Here is a 13,366-nt window from a genome sequence, read left to right as displayed (position 1 = left end):
GCAAATCAAATCTCTGAAGCCATTATTGTTAAAACAGCAAAATTTAGGAAATCGTTATAGCCGATACATTCAATAGCTAAAACCTATTAGGTTGAACGATTATTTTTAAACAGGTGTTTTGATCGAAGCTAACGCAAGAAGATAAAAGGTAGGTATCGTTTAGGGAGACGAGATTTGGTTCTGTTTATTGATAGTAGAATGTCTATGGTAAGGATCTTTAATACTCAGGTGTTAAAGTTTCGATGTTTTTTTGCGTTAAGCAATTACGAAAAAGAAATGGCGAATTCAGATACAAAAAAGGCCACTTTCTAAGAAGTAGCCTTTTAAATATTTGTAATTAGTTTACGTTGGTCTTATGAAGTAATTATCTGTTTTTATTATTTATTTTAAAGAGCTATCCCAACAGAAGAGAACGATGTGTTCTCTATTATTGCAGTACGAGTTACATGTCTAGCTGCATCAAAGTGTCTAAGTTTCTGGAACCGTTCATCTTCTAGATAGGCATTAACAATTTCTAATGGTTCGTCTAATTTTAGTCCAGAAGCGTCGAATTTATTCGAATCTTCAGCGCGATAGCTTCCTCCATCGTACACGTCTAAAATCGCCGTTCTGCCAGTTAATGCTCTTACAAACGTCGGTATGTCGTATAGCCAAATATTTGAATGAAGTTTAATCATATCCATACTACCGCAGTTATGAAGGAGAATAGGCACAATATGAGGGATTTCATTCTCAAGGATTCCATGCTTTATTAAACGATCTCTAATCTTCTGATCTACTTTGCACAGCTCTCCAAGGCTTTCTAGTTGTGCAACCCCCTTTCCAAGCTTTATTTTAGGGTTGCCTAGTAGATCGAGCCATAGTGCTAAGTTAGCCTTGGAATTCGATTGAATGTGCTTGAGTTGTACGGCGTAAACCTTTTTAGTTCGCTTGTCGCGAATGAAGAAGTCAATGTCTAAGCTTATTTTATCCCAGCTTGGCAAGCTAATATGCTCTTGTTTAAGTTCAAAGTCTAATAAGTCGATATGTTCGTATTTTTTCAAGCTACCAAAAAGCTCTTCTAGTTGTTCTTTTTCAAGATTCCCATGCCATTTATTACCAAATTGAATTTCAGCAAAATATTCAACTTGTCTTATAAGTCCTCTAACAACTTCCGTATTTCCTAAAACTAGGCCATCATTCACGATATTAAATAATCTATCTTCAGAAGGTAGGGTCTGTTGAAAGGCTTTTACAGCATCATAGGTTTTAAGTAGCGAATGATGATTTGGTGAATGCTGTACTAATGTTTCTACTTTTTGGCGAGTTATATTTGTTAAGGGTTCGTAGAATAAGTGGTTCTGATATGCTGCATTCAGTAGCATTATCAAATCAGCTTTTTGGTGGAATACTTTTTCAAAAACAGTGGAAGACTTTAGCTTCCAGTGTTGTTCTACCAAGCTCAAAACTCGAGCCTGTAGCATTTGTAGTGAGAGACTATTAGCATTAGAGGCATAACTAGATTCAGCTAGTTTTGCGATAGCGTAACTTCCTGCTTGTAGGGAGCCTTGTTCTAGTGCATTTCCAAACCAGAGTGGGATAAATTGATCTTCATGCGTAGGCTTAAAAATGAAATTGCCGCTTGCATCTTCTGATAAATTGACGGCTCCTACAAGATACATAGCAAAATGGTCAACAAGCCATGCTGAATTGAGAAGCTCTGCAATAAATATACTGTTATCTGATAAGTCGCTTCTGACACCAATTCCATTTAATGACTCGGCCAAGTTCAAGTTCATCCTCGAAACTATATTGTTAACTCCTAGTTCTAAAAGCTCGTGCGGAGCATTAGGGCATAGTTCGGATTTTATGCTAACGTATTGGTCTGATTGACTTTCGATGACATTGTTGATGAGCTTGTGTTCGCTCGTCGATGGTTGTGAAAAGTTCAAGTAACTAAAAAATTGTGTTTGTTGTTGTTTTAGAATGTTGATAACTTTCAAAGCACATTCGTCACCTTCGATAATGGATTCAAGATTCTTAATATTTTTTGTGTTTGCAAAGTACTTTAGAGGGTAATCAAGCATTGACTTCGCTGCTTTTGTTGCCTTGTAGCGGCGAATGTTAATCAGGCATGTATTCATGTGAACTCTCCCTATAACTGGTTATAAATACATATGTGTATTTATAACCAGTGTTTCAAGGGTGGGGGAAGATAAATTATTCAATTTTAAATCGTTTATTTAATAAATTGCTTTTCTAAAAATATTGGTACAAATGTTGATTTTATCTATATAACCTTCAATTGCTTAGTTCCTGTTACAGAGAGGCTGCCTTGTGCAGCCTCTTCTATGTGACCGCTCCACCAAATCATCATTGGTATACGTCTTTCTAAGTAATCAGTACGGTTATAAGCACTACGGACTTGGTTATCATCAACGTGTGCTAATGCCGCTTCAATTAAGTCAGACTCAAAACCTTGTTCATTGAGTGTGGTACTAGCAAGTGAACGTAACCCATGACTGACTAACCTTCCTGCAAATCCCATTCTCCTTAATGCCATATTTGCCGTTTGGCTATTACAGGGCTTTTTAGGATTTCTATCTGAAGGGAAGACAAACTCTCGATTTCCACTAATCGGCTGCATAGTTTCGAGTAGTAAGAGTGCTTGTTCTGTCAAAGGAATACGGTGTTCTCTGCGTTTCTTCATATGTTCAGGCGAGAGCCGTTAGTACAGATTCGGAGTTGTAAGCTACCACCATCATAGAGAATGTACTCTTTATCTTTTGCTTTCGAATTTGTTACCCCATGAATGTGTTGAGATCAGTATAGGGTATTAAATTGGGTACTAAAAACGTGAGACAGTATGGAAAAGTAAATTAAGGTAAGGCTATGAATTTAATATTTTTTTGAGATACAAAAAAGGCCACTTCCTGAGAAGTGGCCTTTTCCAAACGTTTGGTGGAGCTGGCGGAAGTTGAACTTGATTTTTAAGATTTTGTTTTACAGTATTTATTCTTTTAAAATAATTCATGTGGAATACTTTTTGGAATACAGAAAAACAAAGCTATGAAGATTTATTTAAATGGATATTAGAAACCAGCTTACAATTCAAATCGGCCACCTGGATTATAGATTTAGTAATCATCAAGTATTTTTTCACATTTCTTGTGAAAAAACTTAAAGCGTTTATGAGGAATCAATTTAACTTTCTAAGTTAGATATCATTTTTGGCTGCTGTGTTAGCTCTAAATTATCAGCTTAACCTTAAGTATCATTAGATATTACTAGTGCTCAAACTCTTTAGTGCGGTTATTTGAAAAATATTGCTACTTATGAAAACTATATTGATTTAAATAATTAATATGTATTTGTGTTGAAGGTCATTAAGGTTAGTTAATTCTAATTTGTTTGATGACTTCTGGACTATGCCTAGTTATACAGCAAAAGCTGGATTGAAAACTCCCCCCTTAAATATAATGGTTAAGTAACCATTAATATCGTATTAAGACTATTTTTGATTGTTAATTTTTAAAAATTATATTACTCAGAATAAAAAACCACCCCTTGGTGCATTTTTAGGGAGGGAATTGCTACCGATGTCACGAATTACTGTACATTTTTGTGGTACTTTTGCCCAGCTTTCAAGTCAGTGCGACGTGGTGTTAATCATTGTTATTATACAGTTTAATGTTATTAAATTTGGCTAATTTTAGTATATACATGGAAAATTCAAACTTTAACTAAAATGACCCAATTATATTTAAAGCTTTATAGAACATAGCTTAATCTGTAGTGGTTTGATAATTTCAATACTATTAAAGTTGTATAGTTACTACTTACTTTCTAAGTTTTTCGATGATAAATCCTATCGCACTTCTCTGTTTGGCTGAAAAAATTAATAGATTGCCCTAAATCAGAGGATGTGTTGTCTTTAGAAAGCCTTTCGATGATTTTTTGGCAATCTGGTACCTCAAAGATTTAGGTTGTTAAAAGTGCATATTTCAAAAGTTAGAATTGAAAACTTTCGCAATTTCCAAGAATTGGAAATCAAAACAGATAGAAACATGGTGATTGTAGGAGAAAATAAGGTTGGTAAGAGTAACTTCCTCTTCTCACTCAGACTTGTTTTAGATCCCTCTTTATCTGACCTAGACCGTTTCCTAAGTTTAGATGACTTTTGGGATGGATTAGGAGCAGACAAGTTAGGAAGTACCATAAAGATATCCTTAGAAATTAGCGGAATTGACCAGTCACCAACGACCTTAGCCGCTTTGGCTGATGGCTTAATTGATATAACAACCCACACCGCGAAAATCACCTACGTTTATCAACCTAAAAGCGGGGTGACGATAAGCTCTCTTAATGATTATGAGTACAATATATACCTTGGGAATACTGAAGATATTCCTATAAATCGTTCTCTGCGTCGCTGCATACAAATGGAACTATTTCATGCACTTCGTGATTGTGAAAGGGAGTTGAGTAACAGTAAGAGAACGCCTTTAAGAACATTTTTGGAGCACGTTGGTGATAACCTTACTGAACCACAAAAGGCTTCAATCCTTGCTGGATTTGAACAAACGCAGATGGTACTTTCCGGTGTTCAAGATTTAGAACAAATAGAACAAAGTATCAACTCTATGCTCCAAACAATGGTTGGAACCAGACACGTATCTCCTGTTCAGTTGAAACTAGCTCCTCAAGACATCAACAAATTAATTAAGTCTCTTCAATTGCTGGTAGATGAAGGAACTAGGGCAATTAATCAATCTAGTACTGGTAGCTCCAATATACTATTTTTGACGTTAAAGTTACTCGAGCTTCAGCACTCAATGAGTATTGGTGGACAAGAGTTTACTTTCTTAGCAATTGAAGAACCTGAAGCCCACCTTCACCCTCATGTTCAAAGATTATTGTTTGAATATTTCTACAACTCAGATGCAAATGTAAACACCTTCCTTACAACACACTCACCACATATAGCAAGCTCAGCTCCAATTAATTCTCTTATCATACTCAAAGAGTCAAGAGAGAGGGGGGTGCTATCAACAAAAGGATATTCTTTGGTTAACTCTGCATTATCCTTTGAAGATATAGAGGACATGAGTAGGTACTTAACTGTCACACGGGGGGAGGTTTTATTCGCTCGTGGTGTAATTTTGGTAGAGGGAGATGCAGAGGAGTTTTTATTCCCTGAGCTGGCAAGAAAGTTAGGGTATGAGTTGGACAAGAAAGGAATATCTATATGCTCAGTGGCAGGAACAAACTTTGAACCGTACGTAAAGTTCCTATTGACTATCGGTACACCCTTTGTAGTTATAACCGATCGCGATCCACTAGACCTAGAAATACCATTAGGTGTAACTAGAATTGATAAGTTACTGGGTATTATTTTACCACACCACACACTGAACAGTTCTGAAGCAACAATCTTAGCTCAGGGGCGAGTTAACGGAATATTTTCCAACACTCAAACGTTGGAAACTGAATTGGTAAGCTCACAAGTAATGAAAAATACAGTTTGTGATATTTTACTGGAAGAGCATGGTTCCCGCCCGCGAGTAAGCTTAACAATCAATTCGTGGAGACAAGACAGAGAACCTGTAGATATGAAGGCTATGCTTCGGTATATCGGTGAAATAGGTAAAGGAAGGTTTGCTAAGCGCTTGAGTAACCGACTTCCTGAAGGGCAATGTCCAGAATACATAACTGCTGCTTTCGAGTATATTTATGAACGCACATAATATTTCCAGTAAATATAAAGAGGAAGCAGAAGAACTGAATACATTAGGTCAAAGAGATGTGTTCGATTCGACTGGAAATTGTGCAGTCATGGCTGGTCCTGGTAGTGGAAAGACGAAAACACTTGTCTTAAAAGTTGCTAAAATCATAGATGAAGATATTTCTGATTATGAAAGAGTTTCCTGTCTTACGTATAGTCGACAATGTTGCAAAGAGCTTCACAACCGTTTTAAAAAAATTGGATTATCTTCAAGTGAGAACTTGTATATTGGGACGGTACACAGTTTTTGCCTGAGTCAAATTGTTGCTCCATTATCACATTTGACTGACTCAACATTGCCTATATCTTATAGCGTGGCTACTGAAGAACAGAGAAATGAAGCCTTTAACTTAGCTAAAGAACTGGTTGGAGAAAGTGTTCAATATTATAGCCAAGCTTGTATGGCAAGCTATCGTATGACTAACCTCGAAAGAGGGCCTATATTTAGAGCAACTGATTTCAATTGTGCACGTTTGATAGAGGTATATGAGAGGCTTTTAAGAGAAAGATGTTTAGTAGATTTTGATGATCTAATACTTATTAGTAGACGCCTTATTCTTGAACATAGCTGGATTCGAGATATTTTAAAAGCCAAATTCCCAGTTATCGTTATTGATGAGTATCAGGATCTAGGCAAACCACTCCATGACATGGTTATAGCTCTTTCCGAGCATGGTATACGAATTATAGCTGTTGGAGATATAGATCAGTCTATATATGGATTTACAGGAGCTCAACCTGAGCTCCTTGAGCATTTAAGTAAACGTGATGATTTCGAAAAAGTTGAGATGAAACTTAACTATAGATCGGCTCAAAATATCGTTAGCTTATCGGATGGATTTGTAAGTCAAGCAAAAGGAGTAATAGCCCATCACCAAGATAGAGTAGCAAGCATTACTTGTCATTTATGCCCAGATGGTCTTGAGCAACAAATTGAACAAGCTTTAACGCAAGCTCTAACTATCGCTTCCGAAACGACTGATAGAGCACTTAGTGACATAGCTATTTTGTATCCTGATGCAAAAACAGGAGATCTTGTTGCAGCTCAAGCCTCACAACTTGGCATTGTTTATAACCGTACAGACAACAACGCTCCTTACAGAAAGAATCCACTTACAAACTTTATTGAAGATTGTGCTTCATGGGTTAGTTACGACTGGCGAGTAACATCAAACAAACTTTTATTATCAGAGTTAATTTCGACATTGATTAGTTTCGTTAAAAGCTACATTGATGATACAGATGCTTTAGTTCAAGGCTTTGTATCCTATCTATGGAGAGTAAGAGACAATGTGGAAGAAATATCAGCTTATAGCTTTGTTAACGAGTTAGTTAGTATTTGCTTTCCTTTTTCAGTACATCTATCCCACATTTCAGATGATTATAAAGAAGTAGTAAAGATGATTCAGGCACTATCAAGTGAAGGGGCATTGCGTAATATAAGTATTACAGTGTTGGGTAATAACAGAGAGAAGTCTGACAAGTTAAATTTGATCACTTATCATTCATGCAAAGGTTGTGAATACGATATTGTTATTGCTATAGGCTTAGATAATGGCGTTTTTCCTAAGTTGAAGTGGGATCAAAGTACTTACCAGTGGTTTTATCCAGATGATAGGAAGATGCAAGAAAGTAGACGACTTTTTTTCGTTGCATTAACGCGAGCAAAATATGACGTACACTTTTACAAGTCTGAATTCTTTTTGACTAGCCGAGGTGTCAGAAAATATTTTGGTCAAAGTAAGTTTTTAGATGAATTAGCTATCCGAATGGGTGTTAAGTAATGTTCATTTATTAAGTAGCTGAGCGCTATATATGCATATAAAGGAAATAGCGGATTTTAATGTACTTCTACATAGTAAAAAATAAAGAAGGATACGCTTGAAACATTACAGGTTGAAAGTGAAATTTTTCTGATTATCAACATGAGTTTTTTTAATAATATTGGAAGGCTATTAAGGAAAAGAGCTATTTCCTTTTTCAAAAAAGTAATCACGCTAAAGATGAAGCTTTTAGAGGGGCTGCTGAACTAACGAATAATACGATCAAGTTCATTTATGCCCCTTTATCATTTTTATTCATAATTTTTCCTGATATAAGCGTTTTTGGACATTAGCGAGAGTGTTACCTCTTTTTCAAAAACGCTATCATTACTTTTATATATTTTGCCTTTTTCTTCTGGCGATGTGTCTCTTGCAAAGTTAGGCAATAGTGTCAAAGTAATTTTATTAACTACGTTTTTTCTTCAGCTCAAAAAAAAATGACAAATTTAACTTAATTCAGGATGTTAATCTGGACTAGCCAAGTCAGGCATTTTATTTATTACACGGAATATAAATATGATGATAAACCAGAAAGCATCAAGGATTTTACGATTACCAGAGGTTAGAGATAAGGTTGGCTTATCTAGAAGTAGTATCTACGCATTAATGAGCAAAGGTGATTTTCCACGATCAGTTCCGTTGGGCGAAAGGTCTGTTGGTTGGTTTGAAGATACGATTGATTCGTGGTTATTAGAGCGAGAAAAAAAAAGAAATAATAAATGATGTATGAATTATTAACTCTAATTTTCAAAAGCCTTTGAATTAAATTCAAAGGCTTTTATTGTTAAAGGTGTCATTAATGATTTTTGAGAAGAAAGAAATACTCTTTTAAATAGCTCTTTATTTTTATGAGATAAATAAATTTAGATTGATTAGGTATATCTTATAACCAAATTTGCAATTTAGTATACTATATATAGTGTCTAATTTTTAATTTAGACACTATATAAAATATGAAACTTTAAATTTAACCTTTAAAATCAATACCTTATACTTCGCACATTCCATATTTAATGAATTTTAGAGCTTTATCCTTATTTTTCTCTAATTTGTAATTTTTATACTTTTAATTTGTTTTTTGTTGTTATTTATTGCTGTACTTTTTTATCAATTTTTAATTTTAATTTTAAGTTGTTGATTTATATAGGGTGGTAAGTGGATTAGTATGTTTTTGAATTATAGTTCTGGGGATTGAATTAATTAGCAATTTAAATTCTATTTATTTGCTTTTTTATTGTGGTATTCACTGTATGAAAAAACAAATTGTAAATTTTGTTTTTATGATTAGCCCTCTAAAAAAGCAATTTTTAAAGTGAAATCCTCGAAAGATCTCTTCTGGTGTGGGGGGGGGCTCTAACTGTTAACTGTTAACAGATAATAACAGTTACGATTTCTGATATTGAAATCGTAATTGTTCAACCAGTTAAACTGTTACCATTTTTTAGTAAGGTTGATAAAAAATTTAAAATGACTATATTTTATTAGGTACTTTAAATTTATGGTTGGTATTTTTTCTTTACTCTACTTTTCCATATTCTTTGATTCAAATTATTTTATATAAATATCTTATATCTGGATGTTATGTAAGCTTTTGTTATGAGAGGAATGACTCTAGTTAATAATCAGCTGGTCGCTGTTGTAATTATCCTCCAAGAAATAATTTCTTAAGCTGGTATAAATAATTGCAGTAATGCTTTCTGAGACTTTGCGTGCTCACCGTATCACGATAAGAGCAATAGTTAATGGTAAGACATATGCCCATGTTATTATTTTTAGCTTCAGCCTTTGGAAAATAATCATCGGTATGTACTCGACCATTCGTAATAGTAAATATTAATCTTAAATAGTCGAAAAAGGGTCTGATATTATTTGTAGTATGCAAGAGAGTTTTCTTTTTTATCTTAGATTGGCGTTACTATTTCTTAGATCCTTCAAATATATCTAACCCTTAATCACGCTTAAAAATTAGCCTTTTTCCACATGTAAATGTTTGAGCGCATCAGATTGTGGGTATTTTTGAGATAATGAGTCAATCACAGTATTAAGTTGTTTATAAGCTTTCTTATCTACAGAAGATGCAAAGGCTAACCATCCATTTACAAAATTATAATTATGACTTCGTCCAACAAAAAGTCGATGTAGTGCTGAACGTAACTCTCTGTACTTTTTCTGGCCGATACCTACACTATTTCCAGATAGTACCAAACCAGTAATTTTTTTTTGTCGTTTAGTCCCGCATATCTTGGTTTTGTTTTTGTTAAGGTTTAAGCCCTCTTCTCGCACTATAGTGCCAATAAAAGCTTTTGCCTTTTCAATTTTTAAGGGAGTATTACCTGACAAAGTAATATCATCGGCATACCTGGTATATGTTATTCCTTTAGGTCCAGCATAGCCGTGAATTCTAGCATCTAGTCTCGAACAAGTAAGATTGGCTAATTTAGGCGATGATGGGGCTCCTTGGGGAAGATAACCATGATAGGTACACAAGTTTGTCAGCAATTTGGACATTTCCTTGTTGTAACCGATTGATCTAAAAATACCGTATACTTTATACGATCCTATAGATGGAAAGAAATCTTCTAAATCCAATGATAGTAAATAGCTAGCCCCAACGTGTGGTTGTGCATTATCAAGAATTGACTTACCTTTTTCGAATCCTTTTGAGTAAGGAGAGCTGTTCAACTTATCTAAAATATTTCTTAGTATCCAGGATTGAATAGCTTTTAGCTCTCGACATGGTTGAGCAATTTCTCGAAAGCCACCACTTTTTTTAGGTTCTTTATATGTTCTATATAGTGAATTTGAAGATATTGAGAGAGATCTTACTGTATTTGAACCTAGTTTCATTGCATGAGCAAATTCATCCAAAGACGTTAATGCTGGCAACCCTAGGTTTTTTAGATGATATATACTGTTGGAGGTCATTAGGCGAGATACCCTTACGTCTAAAATTACGGATTTAACTGTGCCGTTCAAGAAACGGATGTCTTCTTGCTCGGCACAGTTAAATACGATATTGAACTGGATTTAGTACAGGACAGCGAAGCGCTATCCAGTGAACAAGATATGTACACTATATGCTAAGGGTATCCGCCTTAGCGTATTCTAACACTATTGACAGAGGCATTTCTACGGTTTTCTGCATTTAAAACCTCTAGTCTAACTTTATCTAATGCTGTGTTATTAAAAGTATTTCTAACATAACTAGAACCTTCGGGAGTCACGTTATATCCATCAGAAGTTCGTGAAATATAGCGTTTGGCTGCTAGCCTTCCTAATGATGATTTAATAGCAATCTCACAGAACTTTGAATCTTCACCCGTAGCGAAAGAAATTAACTTTGTAAGTGTGTGAAAATTCGAGTCATCAATTAAATAGATGCAGGGCAGTATAAAATGTTCTACTTCTAAGATATTAGTAATATCTTTTTTTACTGGGTTTTCTTTTTTGATTTTAGAGACCCTAGAACTTACTTTTTTATATAGCTTTTTACCTAGGACGTCACTATCTAATTCTTTATAATTAATGTGAAAAACAGCACCGGTCTTGGACTCTTTAATTAATCGATAAGGTCCATAATTGATGAAGCTCTTATTGCTTTTATAAATCTTGTTGGATAACACTATTAATTTTTGAGCTAGTCGAGGATCATTAGAGAATGCTCCTATTTCAGCAAAAGATCCCGGGCTTTCAGGAAAAAGAACAATAGCGTCTACACAGTCAGCTAAAATATTTTCAAGGTGTAGTAAACTATGCTGGCCTGGACCTGCGAGCAAGTCATCAAAAATATCTTCAGGATAAAGTAATTCATACTTTGAATACTCATTAAAGATAGTTGCCATTTTAGAACGTCCGTTATCTTTATTATCAATTGCTCCTCCACATAGAAAAATAGTAGTTTTCTTTGCTGTTAGTGGAACAAAAATACGGCTTTTGATTACTTCTGCGATATCTTTTAGATGATTGTCATTAAAAGACTTTTTCATGTTGATATATCCTCAATCTCGATCTGTAAAGTACATGAAAAAATGAAGCTTGGTCAATAAACTTCATAAATAAATGTGGGGAGAGAGGAGGTTATTTTTGTTGTTCAACCAAAATTCTTATTTGGAATTATTTATTTTGATTAAAATGAGTTAACAAATGTAGCCATTAATTATCATTAACTAATAGCTAAGTATCACAACCAAGAATTGATGGTGGTTCATAGGTTGTTCACTTGTTAGTGAGTATCAATATTATTGATAACTAAAATTTTTATGTAAGGCTCTAATTTTTTATGTTGATAGTTATACTTTGACTAGTAGCTACGTTCAAAGTAACGCTTAAAGATATTAAGATTATCTTTCGATAAAAACTGATTTTGAATTTTATTAAAGTATATTTAATTGCTTGCTTCCTGTTATAGAAAGGCTACCAAGAGATGCTTTGATAATATGTTCGCTCCACCATACCATCATCGGAATACGCCTCTCTAAGTAATCAGTTCGGTTATATGCACTTCTAACTTGATTTCTATCGACATGAGCAAGTGCAGCTTCTATTAAATCAGAATCAAAGCCTTGTTCGTTGAGCGTAGTACTTGCCAATGAACGCAATCCATGGCTAACCAGTCTCTTCTCAAAGCCCATACGTCTGAGGGCCATATTTGCCGTTTGGTTATTATAAGGCTTGAGTGGAGATCTATCTGAAGGAAAGACAAATTCTCGCTGCTGACTGATTGGTTTCATCACTTCTAATAAAGCAACTGTATGATCGGTCAAAGGAATACGGTGTTCACGCTTTTTTTTCATTCGCTCAGCTGGAATAGTCCAAACCTTTTGATTTAAATCTATCTCATCCCATCGAGCTCCTGCTGCTTCACAAGGGCGGGTCATTGTATGTAATTGCCATTCAATTAAGCAGCGAGTTGTACGTTTAATATTGGCATTTGCTATCGCATTCATTAGTTCAGGCAATCCATTAGGGAGAATCGAAGGCATATTTTTTTTATTCGGTTTTTTGAAAGCAGCTTTAATACCGGATAAAGGGTTAGAGAATATCAGTCCACAATTAACAGCATAATTCATAATTTCGTTAAGACGCTGAGCTAATCTTTTAACTGTCTCTAAGTTACCTTTTGCTTCTATAGGCCTGAGGGTAGTGATAACGATTGGAGCCGTGATTTTAGATATGGCTTTGTTAGCGATGTGAGGGAAAATATGTATTTCTAATGATCGCCACATATCTTCGGCGTAATCAGGTGATATCGTGTCTTTTTTTAATTTAAACCACTCGGAAGATACATTGATAAGAGTGTGCTCATTTTGGTTTTGTTTATCAATTTTCTGTTGTTCTCTAAACTCTTTCGGATCTATTCCTTGAGCAACGAGAGAGCGGGCACTCATTGTGTATTTGCGGGCTTGAGCTAATGGTAATTCAGGAAAAGTACCTAAGCCCATATTGATTCGTTTTTTCGTTATAGGGTGACGATAGTTGAAGTTCCATAAACGTGAACCATTTTTACGAATGCGAAGTTGTAAGCCGTCACCATCAGAGAGCACATAATCTTTCTCTTTAGGTTTAGCATTCTCTATTTGCTTTTGGTTTAGCCTCGTTGCTTTTGTACCCATGGAAACCAGCCTTTGTGACTTATGGTATTCCAAAAGTGTAGTTCAACGAGCTTGGAATACCATGTGGCATACCAAAGAGGATGGAAACTACTAGACGTCTTTGTATATTACAAATACAAGAAAGCCCGCTAAGTCAGTAACCTAGCGGGCTCTCTGGACGTCCTAGG

Annotated in this window: 7 protein-coding genes and 1 pseudogene; 3 read left to right on the top strand and 5 right to left on the bottom strand. The window is 35.0% G+C overall.

Going from position 1 to position 13,366, the window contains the following annotated elements; genetic code table 11:
- Positions 1 to 386: 386 nt before the first annotated feature.
- Complete coding sequence (locus tag CTN01_RS12570) at positions 387 to 2,123, bottom strand: hypothetical protein (RefSeq protein WP_045149176.1); 1,737 nt, start codon at positions 2,121 to 2,123, stop codon at positions 387 to 389.
- Between the two features lie 146 nt (positions 2,124 to 2,269).
- Positions 2,270 to 2,695 (bottom strand): annotated as a pseudogene (locus CTN01_RS12565) (tyrosine-type recombinase/integrase); the annotation flags it as partial.
- Between the two features lie 1,279 nt (positions 2,696 to 3,974).
- Here CTN01_RS12565 and CTN01_RS12555 point away from each other — a divergent pair.
- The 3 genes from CTN01_RS12555 to CTN01_RS12545 all read left to right on the top strand — a co-directional run bounded on the left by CTN01_RS12555 (position 3,975) and on the right by CTN01_RS12545 (position 8,310).
- The gene (locus tag CTN01_RS12555; protein WP_045149179.1) at positions 3,975 to 5,726 is read left to right on the top strand and encodes an ATP-dependent nuclease; all 1,752 of its coding nucleotides are present in this window, start codon (positions 3,975 to 3,977) and stop codon (positions 5,724 to 5,726) included.
- Positions 5,713 to 7,548, top strand: a complete 1,836-nt coding sequence (locus CTN01_RS12550) for a UvrD-helicase domain-containing protein (protein ID WP_107342166.1) — start codon at positions 5,713 to 5,715, stop codon at positions 7,546 to 7,548. The genes CTN01_RS12555 and CTN01_RS12550 overlap by 14 nt, the downstream gene beginning before the upstream one ends.
- A 555-nt stretch (positions 7,549 to 8,103) precedes the next feature.
- The gene (locus tag CTN01_RS12545; protein ID WP_045149180.1) at positions 8,104 to 8,310 is read left to right on the top strand and encodes a helix-turn-helix transcriptional regulator; all 207 of its coding nucleotides are present in this window, start codon (positions 8,104 to 8,106) and stop codon (positions 8,308 to 8,310) included.
- A 1,242-nt stretch (positions 8,311 to 9,552) separates the two neighbouring features.
- On the opposite strand, the gene CTN01_RS12540 is transcribed toward CTN01_RS12545, so the two are convergent.
- The 3 genes from CTN01_RS12540 to CTN01_RS12530 form a co-directional block, all read right to left on the bottom strand.
- A complete protein-coding gene (locus CTN01_RS12540; protein ID WP_107342165.1) occupies positions 9,553 to 10,512 on the bottom strand; it encodes a retron St85 family RNA-directed DNA polymerase in 960 nt (319 codons plus the stop codon).
- 170 nt (positions 10,513 to 10,682) lie between these two features.
- Complete coding sequence (locus tag CTN01_RS12535; protein ID WP_045149181.1) at positions 10,683 to 11,573, bottom strand: retron St85 family effector protein; 891 nt, start codon at positions 11,571 to 11,573, stop codon at positions 10,683 to 10,685.
- A gap of 387 nt (positions 11,574 to 11,960) precedes the next feature.
- Positions 11,961 to 13,199 (bottom strand): integrase domain-containing protein, encoded by a 1,239-nt coding sequence (locus CTN01_RS12530; RefSeq protein WP_107342164.1) that lies wholly within the window; start codon positions 13,197 to 13,199, stop codon positions 11,961 to 11,963.
- Positions 13,200 to 13,366: the final 167 nt, after the last annotated feature.

Origin of the sequence: Photobacterium angustum (assembly GCF_003026365.1) — a bacterium.
Lineage (GTDB): Bacteria > Pseudomonadota > Gammaproteobacteria > Enterobacterales > Vibrionaceae > Photobacterium > Photobacterium angustum.
Note: the sequence above shows the minus strand (reverse complement) of the source record. Positions and strands in the feature narration are given on the sequence as shown.

Bases quoted from the DNA above. Each gene is read 5' to 3' on its own strand.
- CTN01_RS12570 (WP_045149176.1), bottom strand. From the start codon at position 2,123: ATGAATACATGCCTGATTAACATTCGCCGCTACAAGGCAACAAAAGCA.
- CTN01_RS12550 (WP_107342166.1), top strand. From the start codon at position 5,713: ATGAACGCACATAATATTTCCAGTAAATATAAAGAGGAAGCAGAAGAA.
- CTN01_RS12545 (WP_045149180.1), top strand. From the start codon at position 8,104: ATGATGATAAACCAGAAAGCATCAAGGATTTTACGATTACCAGAGGTT.
- CTN01_RS12540 (WP_107342165.1), bottom strand. From the start codon at position 10,512: ATGACCTCCAACAGTATATATCATCTAAAAAACCTAGGGTTGCCAGCA.
- CTN01_RS12535 (WP_045149181.1), bottom strand. From the start codon at position 11,573: ATGAAAAAGTCTTTTAATGACAATCATCTAAAAGATATCGCAGAAGTA.
- CTN01_RS12530 (WP_107342164.1), bottom strand. From the start codon at position 13,199: ATGGGTACAAAAGCAACGAGGCTAAACCAAAAGCAAATAGAGAATGCT.